15 protein-coding genes and 2 tRNA genes are annotated in these 18,015 nt (G+C 66.4%); 10 read left to right on the top strand and 7 right to left on the bottom strand.

Translation table 11 applies throughout. The annotated features are described in order from the left end of the window. Window positions 1-222 precede the first annotated feature (222 nt). The 3 genes from FCT00_RS17280 (at window position 223) to FCT00_RS17270 (ending at window position 4,217) form a co-directional block, all read left to right on the top strand. A complete protein-coding gene (locus FCT00_RS17280; protein WP_138424014.1) occupies window positions 223-1,134 on the top strand; it encodes an AAA family ATPase in 912 nt (303 codons plus the stop codon). A gap of 156 nt (window positions 1,135-1,290) precedes the next feature. Then, window positions 1,291-2,547, top strand: a complete 1,257-nt coding sequence (locus FCT00_RS17275; RefSeq protein ID WP_138424013.1) for a vWA domain-containing protein — start codon at window positions 1,291-1,293, stop codon at window positions 2,545-2,547. A gap of 137 nt (window positions 2,548-2,684) precedes the next feature. Continuing rightward, window positions 2,685-4,217 carry a catalase gene (locus FCT00_RS17270; RefSeq protein WP_138424012.1) on the top strand — a complete coding sequence of 511 codons (1,533 nt, stop codon included), beginning with the start codon at window positions 2,685-2,687 and terminating at the stop codon, window positions 4,215-4,217. 70 nt (window positions 4,218-4,287) lie between these two features. Here the strand turns inward: FCT00_RS17270 and FCT00_RS17265 are convergent. The 4 genes from FCT00_RS17265 to FCT00_RS17250 form a co-directional block, all read right to left on the bottom strand. Continuing rightward, window positions 4,288-4,361 (bottom strand) — tRNA-Gly (locus FCT00_RS17265). A 50-nt stretch (window positions 4,362-4,411) separates the two neighbouring features. Next, complete coding sequence (locus tag FCT00_RS17260) at window positions 4,412-4,888, bottom strand: pentapeptide repeat-containing protein (RefSeq protein ID WP_138424011.1); 477 nt, start codon at window positions 4,886-4,888, stop codon at window positions 4,412-4,414. Window positions 4,889-4,948: 60 nt separating this feature from the next. Then, on the bottom strand, window positions 4,949-6,970 hold the full coding sequence (locus FCT00_RS17255) for an ASKHA domain-containing protein (RefSeq protein WP_138424010.1): 2,022 nt from the start codon (window positions 6,968-6,970) through the stop codon (window positions 4,949-4,951). A gap of 136 nt (window positions 6,971-7,106) precedes the next feature. Next, window positions 7,107-7,436 carry a HesB/IscA family protein gene (locus FCT00_RS17250; RefSeq protein ID WP_008329247.1) on the bottom strand — a complete coding sequence of 110 codons (330 nt, stop codon included), beginning with the start codon at window positions 7,434-7,436 and terminating at the stop codon, window positions 7,107-7,109. An 88-nt stretch (window positions 7,437-7,524) separates the two neighbouring features. On the opposite strand from FCT00_RS17250, the gene FCT00_RS17245 reads away from it, so the two are divergent. From FCT00_RS17245 to FCT00_RS17215, 7 genes are all read left to right on the top strand, one after another. Continuing rightward, window positions 7,525-8,694 (top strand): deoxyguanosinetriphosphate triphosphohydrolase, encoded by a 1,170-nt coding sequence (locus FCT00_RS17245; protein WP_138424009.1) that lies wholly within the window; start codon window positions 7,525-7,527, stop codon window positions 8,692-8,694. A 306-nt stretch (window positions 8,695-9,000) separates the two neighbouring features. Further along, window positions 9,001-10,719, top strand: coding sequence for an arginine--tRNA ligase (gene argS / locus FCT00_RS17240; protein ID WP_138424008.1), 1,719 nt, complete (start codon window positions 9,001-9,003; stop codon window positions 10,717-10,719). Window positions 10,720-11,095: 376 nt separating this feature from the next. Continuing rightward, complete coding sequence (locus FCT00_RS17235) at window positions 11,096-12,430, top strand: SPOR domain-containing protein (RefSeq protein ID WP_212748024.1); 1,335 nt, start codon at window positions 11,096-11,098, stop codon at window positions 12,428-12,430. Between the two features lie 4 nt (window positions 12,431-12,434). Beyond that, complete coding sequence (gene nagZ / locus FCT00_RS17230) at window positions 12,435-13,439, top strand: beta-N-acetylhexosaminidase (RefSeq protein ID WP_138424006.1); 1,005 nt, start codon at window positions 12,435-12,437, stop codon at window positions 13,437-13,439. 10 nt (window positions 13,440-13,449) lie between these two features. Next, complete coding sequence (locus FCT00_RS17225; RefSeq protein WP_008329240.1) at window positions 13,450-14,241, top strand: segregation and condensation protein A; 792 nt, start codon at window positions 13,450-13,452, stop codon at window positions 14,239-14,241. Beyond that, on the top strand, window positions 14,234-14,884 hold the full coding sequence (scpB, locus tag FCT00_RS17220; protein WP_138424005.1) for an SMC-Scp complex subunit ScpB: 651 nt from the start codon (window positions 14,234-14,236) through the stop codon (window positions 14,882-14,884). The genes FCT00_RS17225 and scpB overlap by 8 nt, the downstream gene beginning before the upstream one ends. A 54-nt stretch (window positions 14,885-14,938) precedes the next feature. Further along, complete coding sequence (locus tag FCT00_RS17215) at window positions 14,939-15,148, top strand: hypothetical protein (protein ID WP_138424004.1); 210 nt, start codon at window positions 14,939-14,941, stop codon at window positions 15,146-15,148. A 159-nt stretch (window positions 15,149-15,307) separates the two neighbouring features. Here the strand turns inward: FCT00_RS17215 and FCT00_RS17210 are convergent, their stop codons facing one another. The 3 genes from FCT00_RS17210 to FCT00_RS21695 all read right to left on the bottom strand — a co-directional run bounded on the left by FCT00_RS17210 (window position 15,308) and on the right by FCT00_RS21695 (window position 18,001). Continuing rightward, window positions 15,308-16,402 carry a 2'-deoxycytidine 5'-triphosphate deaminase gene (locus FCT00_RS17210; RefSeq protein WP_138424003.1) on the bottom strand — a complete coding sequence of 365 codons (1,095 nt, stop codon included), beginning with the start codon at window positions 16,400-16,402 and terminating at the stop codon, window positions 15,308-15,310. 58 nt (window positions 16,403-16,460) lie between these two features. Further along, a tRNA-Pro gene (locus tag FCT00_RS17205) sits at window positions 16,461-16,537 on the bottom strand. A gap of 63 nt (window positions 16,538-16,600) precedes the next feature. Then, the gene (locus FCT00_RS21695; protein ID WP_235889153.1) at window positions 16,601-18,001 is read right to left on the bottom strand and encodes a MerR family transcriptional regulator; all 1,401 of its coding nucleotides are present in this window, start codon (window positions 17,999-18,001) and stop codon (window positions 16,601-16,603) included. Between the last annotated feature and the right edge of the window lie 14 nt (window positions 18,002-18,015).

The raw sequence follows: 18,015 nt of genomic DNA, 5'->3' as shown, positions 1-18,015 counted from the left end.
CGCCTGCTCGCTCGTGCCGGATTGATCCGGTCTGCCCCGCGTTGTCGTTGCCCGTAGTATGCGCAAACTGCGCCAAAATCGTCAACTTTTTCACAAGACGGTCCATTCGGGCGTCGCGAATCCGTGACAGCGCCTACGACCAATTGACGAGGTCAGGGGGCGTGCCGCCCTTGACCCTTTCGTGCGAGACATATTCCATGAGCCGAGTTTGAGGAGGAGCGGATGACGCAGGTACCCGAGGATATCGACGGGGTCGAAGAGATGCTGTCGGGCGAGAACTACGTGGTGGGCCGGGCGCTCGCCACCGTGACCTTTCTCGCCCTCAAGCTGGGGCGCCCGCTCTTTCTCGAGGGCGAGGCGGGGGTGGGCAAGACGGAACTCGCCAAGGCGCTGGCCGCCGCACTGGGCCGCCGCCTGATCCGGCTTCAGTGCTACGAAGGCCTCGACGCCGCCTCGGCGGTCTACGAATGGAACTTCCCGGCCCAGATGGTCGCGATCCGCACCGCCGAAGTGACCGAGGGCACCGACCGCGAGACGCTGACGGAGGAGCTGTTCTCCGACCGCTACCTGATCCGCCGCCCGCTGCTCGAAGCCATGTCGCCCCAACCCGGCGGCGCGCCGGTGCTCCTGATCGACGAGCTCGACCGCACCGACGAGCCGTTCGAGGCGTTCTTGCTGGAAGCCCTCAGCGATTTTCAGGTGACGATCCCGGAACTCGGCACGATCAAGGCGCCCGAACCGCCCATCGTGATCCTGACCTCCAACCGTACGCGTGAGGTTCATGACGCGCTCAAACGTCGCTGCCTCTATCACTGGGTCGACTACCCGTCCTTCGACCGCGAAATGGAAATCCTCACCGCCCGCGCCCCCGAAGCCTCCGAGCGCCTGTCGCGCGAAATCATCGCCTTCGTCCAGCGTCTGCGCACGGAAGATCTGTTCAAGAAACCGGGTGTGGCCGAGACGATCGACTGGGCCAAATGCCTGCTCGCCCTCGATGTCATCGACCTCTCGCCCGCGGTCATCGCCGACACGCTGGGCGCGATCCTGAAATACCAGGACGACATCCAACGCCTCGCAGGCTCCGAGGCAACGCGCCTGCTCGAAGAATCCCGTCAGGCCCTCGAGACCGCCTGATGCTCTTTCCGGTCTCGAAATATCCCGGGGGGTTTGGGGGGCTGGCCCCCCAATTCAACGTGCGGTTTGGGGGGCTGGCCCCCCAATTTGTCGCGTGGTTTGGGGGGCTGGCCCCCCAAGCGGGTCGGACCGGCGCAAGCCGGTTCGAAACCTGACATGGAGGGCCTTCCCGACCTCGACCTGCCGGAAAACCCCAAGCTCACGGCGAACATCACCCATTTCGCCCGCGCGCTTCGCAAGTCGGGGCTGAAGGCCGGACCGGGCAAGGTGCTGGAGGCGACGCGGGCGGTCGCCGCCGTTGGCTTCACCTCCAAGACCGATTTCTACTGGACGCTCCACGCCGTTTTCGTGTCCCGGCCCGAAGAACGGCGCGTGTTCCATCAGGTGTTCCGGCTCTACTGGCGCGATCCGCGCTACCTCGAACACATGATGTCGCTCATGTTGCCCGCCGTGCGCGGGGTTCAGGAGGATCGCGCGGCGAAACCAGCCGAGAAACGCGCGGCGGAATCGCTTCTCGACGGGATCGAACCCGAAAGGCCCGAAGGCCAGGGCGAGGAGGAGACCGACGAGACCCAGATCGAGGTCGATGCTTCGCTCACCATGTCCGCTGAGGAACGGCTGCGCACGCTCGATTTCGAACAGATGTCGACCTCGGAAGTGGCCGAGGCAAAACGCCTGCTCGCGCGCCTCACGCTCCCAGTGAAACCGCTTCAGTCGCGCCGGACCAAGGCCGCGCTCGACGGGCGGCTGCCGGACTGGCGGCGCACGATGCGCGACGCGATGCGGCAGGGGGGCGAAATCCGCGATCTGGCCAAGAAGGAACGGCGCATTCGCTGGCCTAATCTGGTGGTGCTTTGCGATATTTCCGGGTCGATGTCGTCCTACAGCCGGATGGTCCTGCATTTCCTCCACACCGTCGCCAACCAGAAAGGCGCGGGCTGGGCCAAGGTGCATGGCTTCACCTTCGGCACGCGGCTCACCAATATCACCCGTCATCTGGCCACCCGCGACGTGGACGCAGCCCTCGCCGCCGCCGGGGCCGAGGCGCAGGACTGGGAAGGCGGCACCCGGATCGGCGAAAGCCTTCATGCCTTCAACCGCGACTGGTCGCGGCGGGTGATGGGGCAGGGGGCGGTCGTGCTCATCATCACCGATGGTCTGGACCGTGACGACCCGGACCGGCTGGCGAAGGAAATGGAGCGTCTGCACCTGTCGGCCAAGCGCGTGATCTGGCTCAACCCGCTTCTCAGGTGGGAAGGTTTCGCGCCCAAGGCGGCCGGCATCCGCGCGATGCTGCCCCATGTCGACACCTTCCGCGCGGGGCACAACATCGCCTCGCTGGAGGCGCTGGCGCAGGCCTTGTCCCACCCCGACGACGCGGGCGAGAAGGCCCGGTTGATGTCCGCTCTCTGACGGGCGCATCGCCGCGATGGCGCGCGTGGATCAACGCCGCCAGACCCGCGGCCCGCGACGAAGTCGGGCGCGATGGAACATAAGCGCCAGCCCACCTGTTTCCGAGACGATCCACCTCGCAACAGGAAGGCGTTTCCATGACCAAGGACAAATCCGTCCCCCCGACCACCACCGATGCCGGCATCCCGGTGCAAAGCGACGAACATTCGCTTACCATCGGCTCCGACGGTCCCATCGTTCTGAACGATCATTATCTTCTTGAGCAGATGGCCAATTTCAACCGCGAGCGCATTCCTGAACGCCAGCCCCATGCCAAGGGCGGCGGGGCCTTCGGCTATTTCGAGGTTACGAACGACGTTTCGAAATACACGAAGGCCAAGGTGTTCCAGCCGGGGGCCAAGGTCGACACGCTGGTGCGGTTCTCGACCGTTGCGGGCGAGCGTGGCAGCCCCGACACCTGGCGCGACCCGCGCGGCTTTTCGGTCAAGATGTATACCGAAGAGGGCAACTTCGACATGGTGGGCAACAACACGCCCGTCTTCTTCATCCGCGACCCGATGAAGTTCCAGCATTTCATCCGCAGCCAGAAACGCCGCGCCGACAACGACGTGCGCGATCACGACATGCAGTGGGATTTCTGGACCCTCAGCCCCGAGAGCGCGCATCAGGTCGCCTATCTCATGGGCGACCGGGGCATCCCGCGCACCTGGCGCGAGATGAACGGCTATTCCTCGCACACCTATTCGCTGGTGAACGACGCGGGTGAGAAGTTCTGGGTCAAGTTCCACTTCCACACCGATCAAGGCGACGGCAACGCCTATCTCTCGCAGGACGAGGCCGACAAGCTGGCGGGCACCGATGGCGATTACCACCGCCGCGACCTGTTCAACGCGATCCGTGACGGGAACCATCCGAGCTGGACCCTGAGCTGGCAGATCATGCCTTACGAGGACGCCAAGACCTATCGCATCAACCCCTTCGACCTGACAAAGGTCTGGCCCCATGCCGACTATCCGCTGATCGAAGTCGGCAAGCTGGTGCTGGACCGGAACCCGACCGATTTCCATACCGAGATCGAACAGGCGGCGTTCGAGCCCAACAACATGGTGCCGGGCGTGGGGCTGTCGCCGGACAAGATGCTGCTCGCGCGCGGGTTTTCCTATGCCGATGCGCACCGCGCCCGGCTTGGCGTGAACTACAAGCAGATCCCGGTGAACGCGGCGAAAAGTCCGGTTCACAGCTATTCCAAGGATGGCGAGGGGCGCACCGTGAACGTGTCGGACCCGGTTTATGCCCCCAATTCCTACGGCGGCCCCGCCGCCCAGCCGCAAAAGCACGAAGCGGGGCTGTGGGAGGCCGACGGCGAGATGGTGCGCGAAGCCTACAAGCTGCGCCCCGACGATGACGACTGGTCACAGGCTCATGCCCTCGTGCGCGACGTGATGGACGACGCGGCGCGCGAGCGTCTGGTGTCGAACGTCTCGGGCCATCTGCTCGACGGGGTCAGCGAAAAGGTTCTGAAACGCGCCTTCGACTACTGGCGCAACATCGACGAAGAGGTCGGAAACCGGATCGAAAAGGCGGTGCGCGACGAGCTGGGCGGCGAATCCGACGCCGAAGGCCTCGCCTCGGCGGAAAGCATCGCCCACACCCGCGACGCGGCTGAATAAGCCCCCCTTGGATCACCATGGATACGCCGTCGCCCGCAGGGGTGGCGGCGTTTTCGTGCCTGTCGGGGATTGGAGCGGGTGAAGGGAATCGAACCCTCGTCTTAAGCTTGGGAAGCTCCTGCTCTACCATTGAGCTACACCCGCGTGACGGCTGAGATACGATTGAGTGCGGGGTCCGTCAAGAGGCTCTGCGCCTAGCAGGCCCCGCGCGTTCCATCGGGCATGAGCGCGTCGCAAAGACGGGCATCGGTGAAATCCACCTCCGTCACCGTCGCCCCGGTCAGGTCGGCGTCTGCCATGAGGGTGCTTCTGAGGCTGGCGCCCGTCAGGTCGGCACCGGCAAGCGACGCGCCTTCGAGAAGGGCACCCGTGAAATCCGCGCCCGCCAGAGCGCAGCCCGAAAGATCGGCGTCCTTCAGCACCGCGCCGGTGAAGATCGCGCCCTTGGCCGAACAGCCCGTCATCGTCGCGCCGGTCAGCAGCGCACCGTCGAATGTCGCGCCGTCCACCGTCGCGCCGGTCAGGTTCGCCTCGCCCAGAAAGGCCCCGGAAAAGTCGCTGCCGGCCAGGTCCTGTCCGGACAGGTCCGCGCCTTTGAGCATGGCGCTGGAAAAATCCTCGGCGGTGGCGGTTTGGGTGAACAGGGCAAGGGCGAGCATGGCGCGGAGCATCAGGGGTCCTTTCGGCGGCGGCAGGGCCAGTCTTTCGGGATTTCGCCTTTACGGCAACCCTCAACCCCGCCGCCTGCGCCGCCGCCCGCCGTCGCCGGTGCCGCCGGTGTTGAAATCGACCTCCGGCAGATCGACGACCGAACGCAGGATCGGAAAAGGATCGGCGGCGTTCGGCATGGCGGTGGCCGCGACGAAATGCTCCTGAAATCGCGGTTCGACGGCGGTTTCGATCTTTTCGATCCGGCGCACGAGCGCCTCGACCTCGCCCCGCGCCTCACGGTTCAGAAGCGCGATCCGCGCCCCGGTGCCGGCCGCGTTGCCCGCGCTCGTCACCCTGTCCAGCGGACAGTCCGGGATCATGCCCAGAACCATCGCGTGTTTGGGCGAGATATGCGCCCCGAACGCGCCGGCCAGCACCACCCGGTCCACGCGGTCCACGCCGCGCTTGTCCATGAGCAGACGCGCGCCCGCATAAAGCGCGGCCTTGGCCATCTGGATCGCGCGGATGTCGCCATTGGTCACGGTGATCCGGCGGTCGCCATCCTCCCACAACAGGTAGGAATAGGTCCGCCCCTCGGGGATGCAGCGCGGGGTGCCCGTGGCCTCGGGCGCGCCGATCAGCCCGCCGGGGTCCACGATGCCCGCCATGCGCATCTCGGCCACCACTTCGATGATGCCCGATCCGCAGATGCCGGTGATCCCGCTCGCCGCGACGGCGGTCCGGAACCCGTCCTCGGTCGACCACAGGTCGCAGCCGATGACCTTGAAGCGCGGCTCCTTGGTCACGGGGTCGATCTCGACCCGCTCGATCGCACCGGGGGCTGCCCGCTGGCCCGCGCTGATCTGCGCGCCCTCGAAGGCGGGGCCCGTGGGCGAGGAACAGGCGAGGACGCCGGTCTTGTCGCCGAGCAGGATTTCCGCATTCGTGCCCACGTCCACGACCAGCACGAGATCATCGGACCGATGCGGGGCTTCCGACAGCGCCACGGCGGCGGCGTCCGCCCCGACATGGCCCGCGATCAGCGGCAGAACATAGGCGCGGGTGCCGGGCGCGATGGTCAGGCCAAGGTCGCTGGCCATCATCCGCTGGGCGGTCCCCACGGCAAGCGCGAAGGGCGCCTGTCCCAGCTCGTATGGGTCGAGACCCAGAAACAGGTGATGCATCACCGGGTTCATCACGAAACTCGCGTCGAGCAGCGTCTCGGCCCCGATCCCGGCCTCTGCCACCAATTCGCCGATCAGCCGGTCCACGCCTTCGCGCACCACGCGCGTCATTTCGGCCGCGCCGCCCGGGTTCATCATCGAATAGGACACCCGGCTCATCAGGTCTTCGCCGAACCGGATCTGCGGGTTCATCAGGCCGGACGAGGCCAGAACCTCGCCCGTGACGAGGTTCACCAGATGCCCCGCGATGGTGGTCGAGCCAAGGTCGACGGCCACGCCATGAAGCGGCCCCTCGAAGAAATCGGGCCAGAGCGCGACGACACGCGGGTCGCCGTCGTCGTGGATCGCCGCCGTCAACGCCCATTTGCCCTTGCGCAACGTGGGTTGCAGGGCGGGGAGGAGGTGACGGTCGATCCCGAGCCGCTCCAGCCCCACCTGCGCCTTGAGCGCGTACAGCAGCCGGTCGAGGTCGCTCGACGGTTGATGCATGTCCGGCGCGGCCACTTCGACATAGGCAAGGCTCAGGGGCGACGAGAGCACGATGTCGCGCAGCTCGGCCCGCTTGCGCACCACCTGCTTGTGAACCTGGCTTTCCGGCGGCACGTCGATCACGACGTCCTTCATGACGCGCGCCTGACAGCCCAGCCGCCGCCCGTCCTTCAGGCCCCGGATACGATCATAGCGCGCTTCGACCTCGTTCCATGCCGACAGCGCGTCGCGGGCGACCGTCACCCCGTGCTTGGCGAACTCGCCATAGCCCGGCGCCACCTGACATTTGGAGCACTTGCCGCGCCCGCCGCAGACCGAATCGAGGTCGACCCCCAACCTGCGCGCGGCGTCCAGCACGGGCGTGCCTTCCGGCACCCTTCCGCGCTTGCCCGACGGGGTGAAAATGATGAGGGGGTCTTGGTCCGACATGGCGCCTGTCTCGCTCCCGAGGTCTTCTTCTTCGGTCTGAAATTACCTCGGGGGTCGCAATTGTCACGCCATTGGTCCGAGAGACAATGGCGACGGGGCAGAGCCCCCGATTGCGACGCCTCGCGGCGCAAAACGGCTACATCGAGAACGAGGTGCCGCAGCCGCAGGAGCTTGACGCGTTCGGATTGTCGATCACGAAGCGCGCGCCGATCAATTCCTCGGTGAAGTCGATGGTGGCCCCGGTCAGGAACGGCAGGGACACTTCGTCGATCACGACCTTCTCGCCCGCGCCTTCGAGCACGAGGTCGCCGTCATCGGGCGCGTCCAGCGCGATGTCGTATTGAAAGCCCGAGCAGCCACCGCCCTCGACGGCCACGCGCAGCGCCTTGCCGTCCTTGCCCGCACCGATTTCGCCCAGCCGGGCGAAGGCGCGGTCGGTCACTTTGGGGGGCAGGTTGAGGTCCATGTTTCACCCGATGTTTCAAGTCCGTAACAGTTGGAATATATGAGCCTTGGGACAGGGCAACAAGAGACGAGAAAGGCGCGGCGGCACCATGAAGGCCACATTCGCGTGTGATCCGGCGCAAAGCCGGGGCAGGCTATACCCCGAAGAAGAAAGCCAGTTTCGCTCGTGTTTCCAGCGCGACCGCGACCGGATCATCCATTCGTCTGCGTTCCGGCGGCTGAAACACAAGACACAGGTGTTTCTGGAGCATGAGGGCGACTATTACCGCACGCGGCTGACCCATTCCATCGAAGTGGCGCAGGTCGCGCGCACCATCGCGGGCACTCTGGGCATGTCCGGCCAGCTGACCGAAGCCGTGGCGCTGGCCCATGACCTTGGACATACGCCGTTCGGTCATACGGGCGAGGATGCGCTGGACGCGCTGATGCAGCCCTATGGCGGCTTCGACCACAACGCACAGGCTTTGCGGATCGTCACCTCGCTCGAACGGCATTATGCCGAGTTCGACGGGCTGAACCTCACCTGGGAAACCCTTGAAGGCATTGCGAAACACAACGGTCCGGTCACGGGCGAGTTGCCCGTCGCACTGGCCGAATACAATGCGGTTCAGGACCTTGAGCTGCATACGCACGCGAGCGCCGAGGCGCAGATCGCGGCACTGGCCGACGACATCGCCTATAACAACCACGACCTGCACGATGCGATCCGCGCCAAGCTGATCGACGAGGAGGAAATCCTCGTGGTGCCGATGATCCGGCGGTCCTATGCGGCGGTCGATCAGGCCTATCCGACCCTCGACATGAAGCGCCGTCGGCACGAGGCGCTGCGCCGCGTCTTCGGCGTGATGGTCGAAGACGTTCTGGCGGCCTCGCGCGCCGCGATCGCCGAAGTGGACCCCAAGACCGCCACCGACGTGCGCATGGCCGGGCGTCAGATCATCCGGTTCTCGGATGAAATCTGGGAGGAACTCAAGCAATTGCGCGGGTTCCTGTTCCGCAAGGTCTATCGCGCGCCCTCCGTGGTGAAAATGCGTGAAGAGGTGACGACGATCATCGACGAGTTGTTCCCGCTGTTCATGGATCACCCCGATTACCTGCCCTCGGAATGGCGCGAGGACGTGGCGGAGGCCGCGGACGAGCGGGCGCTGGCGCGGATCGTTGCGGATTACATCGCCGGAATGACCGACCGCTTCGCCATCGAAACCCATTCGCGCTTCATCGGCGGCACCGACACCCGCTCGCGGCTTTTGTCCAAGTAAGCGGTGCGGGCTGGCGCCCGCGCTTGTCTTGCGCGTCCCCGCCTGCGGCAGGCACGCGCGATGGGCGCCCTTGCCCTTGGGCATTGCGGGATCGTGGGTGGTGGCGCCTTTGCTGGGGAGGCGCTTGAGGGGGCGATCCGCCCCTCAAGGCGCCAGATCCAGCGTGATGCGAGTCGCCTGCGCCTCAAGGACAAGCGGCGGCAAGGCCGCCGTGCCTGCGGCATCCTTGACCCGCAGACGACTCGCGGGCGTTGACCTCTGCGCGGGGCGTGGTAGACCGCGCGGGGTTTCTCAGACAGGTGTGACATGAACCTTTTCGCCGATATCCGGTCTCTCGTGATTGCCTCGCTCGATGCGCTCGTGGCCGAGGGGGCGCTGCCCGCCGGGCTCGATTTCGCGAACGTCGCGGTCGAGCCGCCGCGCGATGCGGCGCATGGGGATATGGCGACCAATGCGGCGATGGTGCTGGCCAAGCCAGCGGGCGCTAAGCCGCGCGACATCGCTGACGCGCTGTCCGCCAAACTGGCCGCCGACGACCGGATCGCCTCCGCCGACGTCGCGGGGCCGGGGTTTCTGAACCTGCGGCTCGAACCGGGCGTCTGGGCCGCATTGGTCGAGGGCGTTCTGGCCGATCCCGATTACGGCACGTCCGACATGGGGCAGGGGCAGAAGGTCAATGTCGAATACGTGTCGGCCAACCCGACCGGGCCGCTGCATGTCGGCCATACGCGGGGTGCGGTGTTCGGTGATGCGCTGGCGAGCCTTCTGGCCTATGCGGGCCATGACGTCACCCGCGAATACTACATCAACGACGGCGGCGCACAGGTCGATGTTCTCGCGCGGTCGGTGTACCTGCGCTATCTGGAAGCCCACGGGCAGGAGGTCGCGTTCGAGGACGGCACCTATCCCGGCGACTACCTGATCGAGGTGGGCGAGGCGTTGAAGGCCAAGGTTGGCGACGCGTTCGTCGGCAAGGGCGAGCAGTTCTGGCTGGAAGACGTGCGCGATTTCGCGACCGATGCGATGCTCGACCTGATCCGTGCGGACCTGAAGGCGCTCGGCGTCGAGATGGACGTGTTCTTTTCGGAAAAGAGCCTTTACGGCACGGGCCGGATCGAGGCCGCGATCGAGGATCTCAGGGGCAAGGGCCTGATCTACAAAGGCACGTTGGAGCCGCCGAAGGGCAAGTTGCCCGAGGATTGGGAACCGCGCGAGCAGACCCTGTTCAAGTCGACCGACTACGGCGACGATGTGGACCGCCCTATCATGAAATCGGACGGGGCCTGGACCTATTTCGCGCCCGACATCGCCTATCATTACGACAAGGTGACGCGCGGCTTCGATCAGTTGATCGACGTGTTCGGGGCCGATCACGGCGGTTACGTCAAGCGTATGAAGGCCGCCGTCGCGGCGCTGTCGGACAACAAGGTGCCGCTCGACATCAAGCTCACGCAGCTCGTGAAGCTCTACAAGAACGGCGAGCCGTTCAAGATGTCCAAGCGGGCAGGGACTTTCGTGACGCTCCGCGACGTGGTGGACGAGGTCGGGCCCGATGTGACCCGGTTCATCATGCTGACCCGCAAGAACGACGCGCCGCTCGATTTCGATTTCGACAAGGCGCTTGAGCAGTCCAAGGACAACCCGGTGTTCTACGTGCAATACGCCAATGCGCGGGTCCATTCGGTGCTGCGCAAGGCCGCCGACATGGGGGTCGAGCCGGGCAAGCCGTCGCTGACCGACGAGGCCGAGATCAAGGTGGCGCAGAAGCTGGCCGAGTGGCCGCGTCTGGTCGAGATCGCCGCGCGCACGCATGAGCCGCACCGGATCGCGTTCTACCTGTATGAACTGGCCAGTGAATTTCACGCGCTCTGGAACAAGGGGAATGATCACCCCGAACTGCGTTTCCTTGCCGAGAGTGACTCCCAAGCAACAGCGGCGAAAATTGCCCTGCCGAAAGCCGTTTCCGTTGTGATTTCAGCGGGTCTTGGTATTCTTGGCGTGACGCCGCTCGAAGAAATGCGCTGACGAACAAGCGCCGCCGAGCGGTCAGGAAAAGCCCAGATCCCGGGTGAAAAACCCAGAAAAACAAGGGGCGGGCGAGGCACGAGACGAGGGGTGATCGGTCGGAAAGATCGGCGCTCCCGGAGTGAGGCAGGCAATGACGAACGCGAATTGGGGTGGTCCCCGCGCGGGACAATCCGGCTATCCGCAGCAGGGCCAACAGGGCCACTCTCATCACCCGCATGCGCAGGATCCGGCATGGCACGGCCAGCCGCCCGTGACGCGGCAGGAGCCACGGCTTCAGGCACAGCGACCGGCGGCGCCGCAATCGGCGCCGATGCCTCAGCAGACCCAACAGCGGGTGACGCAGCCCCAGCCGCAGCGGTCGCCTCAGCCGGCCATGCAGCGGCCCGCACAGCCGACGCAGCCCGCGCGCCAGCCTCAGCAGGCGCAGGCGGGGCAGGGCCGCGCGCCGCAACCGCAGATGCAGGCGCAACCGCGGCCACGCCAGCAGCAGCCGCAGCAGCGTCAGCCGCAACCTCAGCCTCAGCCGCGTCAGATGCAGGCGCAGCCGCAGGTGCGTCGGCAGGGCCCGGCGCAGCCCGCGCCCCAGCCGCAGGCTCAACCGTATCGGGCGGCCCCCGAGCAATACGCCAATCCCTATCAGCAGGCGCAGGCCCAGCCGCAGCACGGCTATGCCGCCTCGCATGAGGCCTATGGTCAGCCGCACTACGATCCCGCGCCGCAGTATCACGAGGCCGCCTATTATGCCGCGCCCGACGAAGGCGTGGCCGATCGCGGGCGCGTGGCGGGGTTCATGAACGGCGTCGGCGCGATCCTGTCGATCGCGCTGGTGGGCGGTCTTGCCGTCTGGGGTTACCAGCTTGCCATGCGCGACGTGACAGAAGTGCCGGTGATCGCCGCGCTCGAGGGGCCGATGCGCATTCAGCCCGACAATCCCGGCGGCGAGGATGCCGAACATCAGGGTCTGGCCGTGAATAACGTCACCGCGGAAGGCGCGGCGGAAGGGCCTGCGCGTCAGCTTGTCCTCGCGCCGCCTGCCGAACGGCTCGAAGAGCACGATGCCCCTGCCGTGTCCTCGTCGACCATCGAAGCGACGCCGACCGCCGAAGCCGGCGACAGCCAGCCCAAGCTTGGGACCGAACCTCTGGATGCTGCGGCGTCCGCCGATGACGCGGAAGCCGCCGCACGTGCGATGGCCGAGCAGATCGCGGCCGGGTCCGCGCCCTTGTCGGGCGATGAGGCCGACCTTTCCATGACGCCCGAGGCCGAGGAGCGAGCGCTCGCCGCCGCGCGGTCGGGCGACATCGTGCAGCCGAGCGTGCCGGGCGTCGCCGCCTCGCCGCGCCCGCGTGCGCGCCCCACCGACCTTGTCACCCGTGCCGCTGCGAGCCCGTCGTCGGACGCGCTTTTGGCCGCCACGCGCGAAGCCACGCGGGAGGTCGCGCCGTCCGACATTCCGGCGGGCACGCGGCTCGTCCAGCTTGGGGCCTTCGACACCGAGGACGTCGCGCGCGCGGAGTGGGACACTCTGAACGGGCGCTTCGCGGAATACCTCGAAGGCAAGTCGCGCGTGATCGAACAGGCCCAATCGGGCGGCAAGACGTTCTACCGCCTGCGGGCCATGGGCTTCGACGACCTGTCGGAAGCGCGGCGCCTGTGCTCGGCCCTGACGGCCGCCAAAGCCTCCTGCATTCCCGTCGTGACGCGCTGATCCAATGGGGGCGGGTGCCTACATCCTCGGGTGTGAGGGCCCGCGTCTAACCCGTTGGGAACGCGACTTCTTTCGCGATGCGGACCCGTGGGGTTTCATCCTGTTCGCGCGCAATATCGAAGACCCGGAGCAGGTCGCGTGGCTGACCACCGAACTGCGCGAAGCCGTGGGCCGCGACGCCCCGATCTTCGTCGATCAGGAAGGGGGCCGCGTCGCCCGGATGCGACCGCCGCATTGGCGCGACTGGCTGCCACCGCTGGAACAGGTGAAACTGACCAAGCGCAAGGCCGCCGAGGCGATGTATCTGCGCTACCGGATCATCGCGCACGAACTGCGCGCCGTCGGGATCGACGGGAACTGCGCCCCGGTGCTGGACCTCGTGCGCCCCGACACGCATGAGATCCTCGCGAACCGCTGCTACGGCGATGACGTGGTGCGGGTCGCCGACATCGCGGGGGCTGCGGCCACCGGGTTGGTGGACGGCGGCGTTCTGCCGGTCATCAAGCACATTCCGGGTCATGGCCGCGCGACGGCGGACAGCCATCTGGAACTGCCGGTCGTGAAGACCAAGGAAAAGGCGCTGAACGTGTCGGATTTCCTGGCGTTTCAGTCCGTGGCGGGCCTGCCCATCGCGATGACGGCGCATGTGGTCTATGCCGATATCGACCCCGACGCGCCCGCCACCACCTCGCACAAGATGATTTCGATCATCCGCGACCGGATCAAGTTCGGCGGGCTGCTCATGTCCGACGACATTTCGATGAAGGCGCTCGCGGGCAGCTTCGAAGATCGGTGCCATGACGCGCTTGGGGCCGGGTGCGATCTGATCCTGCACTGCAACGGCGAGCGGGACGAGATGCAGGCCGTGGTGGCCGCCACCGGGCGGTTGGCCGGGCAGGCCGCCGTGCGCGCCGAGGCCGCGCTGACATGGCGCAAGGCCCCCGACGATATTGACATTGCGGCGCTGGACGCTGAGTTTCATAGCCTGATGACGCACCGGGCCGGGTAACCCCTTTTCAATGTCAGACGACGACGAGTTTCAGGCAGACGTCCTGTCGGTCTCCGAGAGGATGGCCGCAGAAGCCCTGATCGTGGACGTGGACGGGTTCGAGGGGCCGCTCGACCTTTTGCTGACGCTGTCGCGCACGCAAAAGGTGGACCTGCGCAAGATTTCCGTGCTGGCGCTGGCCGAACAGTATCTGGCCTTCGTCGAAAAGGCCCGACATCTGCGCATCGAACTGGCGGCGGACTATCTGGTCATGGCCGCCTGGCTCGCCTTTCTCAAGTCGCGCCTGCTCTTGCCGCCCGATCCGACCGAAGAAGGACCGTCGGGCGAGGAACTGGCGGCGCATCTCGCCTTCCAGCTGGAACGCCTGCAAGCGATGCGCGACGTGTCGGCGCGGCTTATGGCACGGGACCAGAAGGGGCGCGACTTTTTCGTGCGTGGACAGGTCGAGGTGGTCGAGCGGCGAAAGACGATCAGCTACACCGCCACGCTGCTCGATCTCATGCAGGGCTATGCCCGCATCCGCACCCGCGACGAATTCCGTCCCTTCGTCATGGACCGCGAAAGCGTCATGACGATGGAGGAGGCGCTGGACCGGATGCGCCACCTGATCGGCTTCGCCGGCGAGTGGACCGACATCATGTCTTACATGCCCGAAGGCTGGGGCAACGATCCCGTGCGCCGCCGCTCGGCCACGGCCGCGAATTTCGCGGCCTCGCTTGAGCTTGCCAAGGCGGGCGCAATCGAAATCCGGCAGGGCGAGACGTTCTCGCCCATCCAGATCCGCAGGAAACCGAATGACTGAAGAACACGACGCGGTGGAGCAGGAGGAAAGCCTGTTCGAAGCCCCTCCGATGGGCGAGCAGGAGCGGATGGTCGAGGCGATCCTGTTCGCCAGCGCCGAACCCGTGACCGTGGCCGAACTGACCGCGCGGATGCCGCATGGCTCGGACCCCGCCGAGGCGCTGGTGCATCTGCGCAAGCGCTACGAGGGGCGCGGTGTGCGCGTGGTCCGGGTGGGTGACGCCTGGGCGATCCGCACGGCGCCGGACCTTGGCTACCTCATGCAGAAGGAAACGGTCGAGACGCGCAAGTTGAGCCGCGCGGCGATCGAGACGCTGGCGATCATCGCCTATCACCAGCCGGTCACCCGCGCCGAGATCGAGGAAATCCGCGGTGTTTCGGTCAGCCGTGGCACCATCGACCAGTTGATCGAGATGGAGTGGATCCGCTTCGGCCGCCGCCGCATGTCGCCGGGCCGCCCGGTGACCTTCGTCGTGACGCAAGGCTTTCTGGATCACTTCGGGCTGGAAAGCGCGCGTGATCTTCCGGGGCTGAAAGAATTGCGCGCCGCCGGTCTTCTGGAAAGCCGCCCGCCGCCCGCGATGGGCGGCGACGAGGACGAGGATGACGACGACGAGGGCCAGTCCGAGCTTTTCGAAGAGTGATTCCTTTTTTTGAACGGTTCTGTTAATCTGGCCAAAACAGGCAGAGGCAGGCCGATGAATATCGAACGAATGATCACGATGGTGGTGCGCATGGTATTGGGGCGGCTCGTCCACAAGGGCGTGGATGCGGGCATTGACTATGCGTCCCGGCGCGGCAAGCCGCAGGGCGAGATGACAGCCGAGGACCGGCAGCGCGCCAAGGCCGCGAACCAGACCGCGCGCCGGGCGAAGCAAGCGTCGAAACTGGTGCGGCGCATCCGCTGACATCCCCGTTTTCAAGTGGTGCGGGCGTGCGCCCGCGCAGGTTTTGCGCCGTCCTGCCTTCGGCAGGTCGTCGCGGTGGCAGGCGGCTGGCGCCGCCTCTGGAGGGCTAGCCCTCCAGACCTCCCAAAGTATTTGTGAAACAGATAAGGGGACGCGGGGTCAGGCCTTCGGGGCGCGGAAGTGCTTGGAGAGCTTGAGGCCTTGGCCCTGGTAGTTCGACTTCAGGTCGGCGCCGTAGAGGGTTTCCGGGGTTTCCGACATCTTTTCGTAGACGAGGCGGCCCACGACCTGACCGTGTTCGAGGACGAAGGGCGCTTCGTGGCAGCGCACTTCGAGCACGCCGCGCGAGCCTGTGCCGCCTGCCGTGTCATGGCCGAAGCCCGGATCGAAGAAGCCTGCGTAATGCACGCGGAATTCACCGACCATGGCGAGGTAGGGGGCCATTTCGGCGGCGCAGTCGGGCGGGATCGTCACGGCTTCGCGGCTGACGAGGATGTAGAACGCGCCGGGGTCGAGGATGATGCGGCCTTCGGTTGTGTGAATCGGCTCCCAGAACTCGGCCGGGTCGTAATGGCCGATCTTGTCGAGGTCGATGACGCCGGTGTGGGGTTTGGCGCGGTAGCCGACGAGGTCGTCCTTCGCAGGTTTGAGGTCGACCGAAAAGCCCAAGCCGTTGTCGATGACCGGGGCCCCATCGACGAGCGGGTCGGCGGCGTGACGGGCGCGCAGGTCGGCGTCGGACAGCACGGCCTGACCGTGACGGAAGCGAATCTGGTTGAGGCGCATGCCGGGACGCACGAGGACCGAGAAGGAGCGGGGGCAAATCTCGGCATAGAGCGGGCCGGTGTAGCCCGGCGCGATGCGGTCGAACTCGACCCCGCCATCGGTGATCGTGCGGGTCAGAAGGTCGAGACGCCCGGTGGAGCTTTTCGCGTTCGCGACCGCCTGAATACCGTCCGGCAGGGCGAGGCGCTCCATCAGCGGGACGACGTAGACCGCGCCCTTTTCCAGCACCGCGCCGTGGGTGAGGTCGATGCGGTGCATTTCGAACTCGTCCAGACGGTCCGCCACCGTGCGCCCTTCGCCTGCGAGGAAAGACGCGCGCACGCGGTAGGCCACGGTGCCGAGCCGCAGGTCGAGCGAGGCGGGCTGGATCTGTTCGGGGATGATCGCGGGATCGGCGGCGAGCGTGCCCGCGTCGATCATCTGCCGCAGCGCCTGCGAGGGCAGGACACCCGTTCTGGTCATCGTCATGTTCCATCCCCCGGATACACGAACGCCCGCCCCTTGCGAGGGCGGGCGGTCCGGTGATTGGTCGGGCTAGCAGGACTTGAACCTGCGACCTTCCGTCCCCCAGACGGACGCGCTACCAGACTGCGCCATAGCCCGACGTGGGGTGCTACATACCAGTTTTCGCAGGCTGGGCAAGACCGGATTGGCATTCGGTTTCGCTTATCGCAACGTGCCGTCCGACGGGTCGCTTCCAAGCGTTTTCAGCCGGTCCGACAGCGCGCTGAGATGGGCGGGCGGCAAGGTGAGGCCGCGGGCCCGCAAACGCCTGAGCCGCGGGCCGACGGGCGCGATATCCGGGGGCAACGTGCCGTCCGCCGGATCGTCGTCGATATCGGGCATCACCAGAACCGGCGCGTAGTCGGAATATCCCGCATCCACGGGGATGTCGGTGTCCTCGGACCATGTCGGCGCGGGGTCGGACGGGATGTCGTCGGCCTCTGCTGCGACATCGCGTGCCGGGTCGTCCCCGGCGGGTTCCGCCCCGGTGGGGGCGGCTGCGGGGTCTTCCATGTCCGTATAGGTCGGCGCGTCGGGCGCGAGGTCGTCGTCGTCCTGCGGTGCCGTTTCCACCTCTTGCCCATGTTCCTCGGGCTCGGGATCGGCGCGCGAGATATGCGGGTCTTCGGTGTGGGGCGGCGTATCCACGGTCGGGGCCACGATGTCGCTGTCGTCCGCGCCGGAGACCTCGACCGCCGGGTTCCATGCGGGCGTGTCGTCTTCGGCCTCGTCCGACGGGTCGGACGCGGAAGTGACGGGTTCGTCGGAGGACAGCGCCCAAGGGTCGTCGTCGCCGGGCAATGCGCCGGCGGTGACCATTTCGACCTGCGGCGCGTCGTCCTCTTCGCCCATGGCCGCGTCAGCGGTTTCATCCTCGGACCAGTCGTCGTCCTGCGTGGTCTCGTCGACTAGCGCGTCGCCGTTCACCGCGTCCACGGGCTGCGCGGTTTCCAGCGGGTCGGCGAACAGGTTGGCGTCTGCGGAATCGTCTTCGGTTTCGTCTTCGGGCTGGGGTTCGTCGGCTTGCGCGATCACCTCGTCGGACAGGGTCGGCGCATCGGTTTCCACCTCGGCCGGTCCGGCATCTGCGTCGGTTCCGAAGCTCACGGGCCGGTCTTCTTCGGGGTCGACGGGCGTGACGGCGCCGTCTTCCATCGCTTCGTCGACGGGCAGGGTGCCTTCGTCCTCGGCCACGACCTCCGCATCCTCGACATCCGCTTCATTGGCGCGGCTGCGGGCCGAAAGCGAGACCACGTTGCTCGCCTCGTCGCCCTCGGCGTCCAGATCGAGCGCGGGCGACATGGCGGCGACGTGTTTCACGCCCTCTTCGCGCAGAAGCTTCTGTACCCCGCGGATCGTCATGCCGTCTTCGTGGAGGAGTTTGCGGATACCGCCGAGCAGTTCCATGTCGCTGGGGCGATAGTAGCGCCGCCCGCCCGCGCGTTTCACCGGTTTGACCTGTGTGAAGCGGCTTTCCCAGAACCTCAGGACGTGGGTGGGGACGCCGAGCCACTCGGCCACCTCGCTGATCGTGCGGAAGGCGTCAGGTGACTTCTGTTCCATGTCGATGCCCGTTC

The sequence above is a fragment of the Maritimibacter alexandrii genome, from assembly GCF_005871115.1.
Classification (GTDB): Bacteria; Pseudomonadota; Alphaproteobacteria; order Rhodobacterales; family Rhodobacteraceae; genus Maritimibacter; species Maritimibacter alkaliphilus.
Note: the sequence above shows the minus strand (reverse complement) of the source record. Positions and strands in the feature narration are given on the sequence as shown.

What these genes read in the sequence shown, in the direction of transcription:
- FCT00_RS17280 (WP_138424014.1), top strand. Translation starts at nt 223, where the DNA reads ATGACGCAGGTACCCGAGGATATCGACGGGGTCGAAGAGATGCTGTCG.
- FCT00_RS17275 (WP_138424013.1), top strand. Translation starts at nt 1,291, where the DNA reads ATGGAGGGCCTTCCCGACCTCGACCTGCCGGAAAACCCCAAGCTCACG.
- FCT00_RS17270 (WP_138424012.1), top strand. Translation starts at nt 2,685, where the DNA reads ATGACCAAGGACAAATCCGTCCCCCCGACCACCACCGATGCCGGCATC.
- FCT00_RS17260 (WP_138424011.1), bottom strand. Translation starts at nt 4,888, where the DNA reads ATGCTCCGCGCCATGCTCGCCCTTGCCCTGTTCACCCAAACCGCCACC.
- FCT00_RS17255 (WP_138424010.1), bottom strand. Translation starts at nt 6,970, where the DNA reads ATGTCGGACCAAGACCCCCTCATCATTTTCACCCCGTCGGGCAAGCGC.
- FCT00_RS17250 (WP_008329247.1), bottom strand. Translation starts at nt 7,436, where the DNA reads ATGGACCTCAACCTGCCCCCCAAAGTGACCGACCGCGCCTTCGCCCGG.
- FCT00_RS17245 (WP_138424009.1), top strand. Translation starts at nt 7,525, where the DNA reads ATGAAGGCCACATTCGCGTGTGATCCGGCGCAAAGCCGGGGCAGGCTA.
- argS (WP_138424008.1), top strand. Translation starts at nt 9,001, where the DNA reads ATGAACCTTTTCGCCGATATCCGGTCTCTCGTGATTGCCTCGCTCGAT.
- FCT00_RS17235 (WP_212748024.1), top strand. Translation starts at nt 11,096, where the DNA reads ATGCAGCGGCCCGCACAGCCGACGCAGCCCGCGCGCCAGCCTCAGCAG.
- nagZ (WP_138424006.1), top strand. Translation starts at nt 12,435, where the DNA reads ATGGGGGCGGGTGCCTACATCCTCGGGTGTGAGGGCCCGCGTCTAACC.
- FCT00_RS17225 (WP_008329240.1), top strand. Translation starts at nt 13,450, where the DNA reads ATGTCAGACGACGACGAGTTTCAGGCAGACGTCCTGTCGGTCTCCGAG.
- scpB (WP_138424005.1), top strand. Translation starts at nt 14,234, where the DNA reads ATGACTGAAGAACACGACGCGGTGGAGCAGGAGGAAAGCCTGTTCGAA.
- FCT00_RS17215 (WP_138424004.1), top strand. Translation starts at nt 14,939, where the DNA reads ATGAATATCGAACGAATGATCACGATGGTGGTGCGCATGGTATTGGGG.
- FCT00_RS17210 (WP_138424003.1), bottom strand. Translation starts at nt 16,402, where the DNA reads ATGACGATGACCAGAACGGGTGTCCTGCCCTCGCAGGCGCTGCGGCAG.
- FCT00_RS21695 (WP_235889153.1), bottom strand. Translation starts at nt 18,001, where the DNA reads ATGGAACAGAAGTCACCTGACGCCTTCCGCACGATCAGCGAGGTGGCC.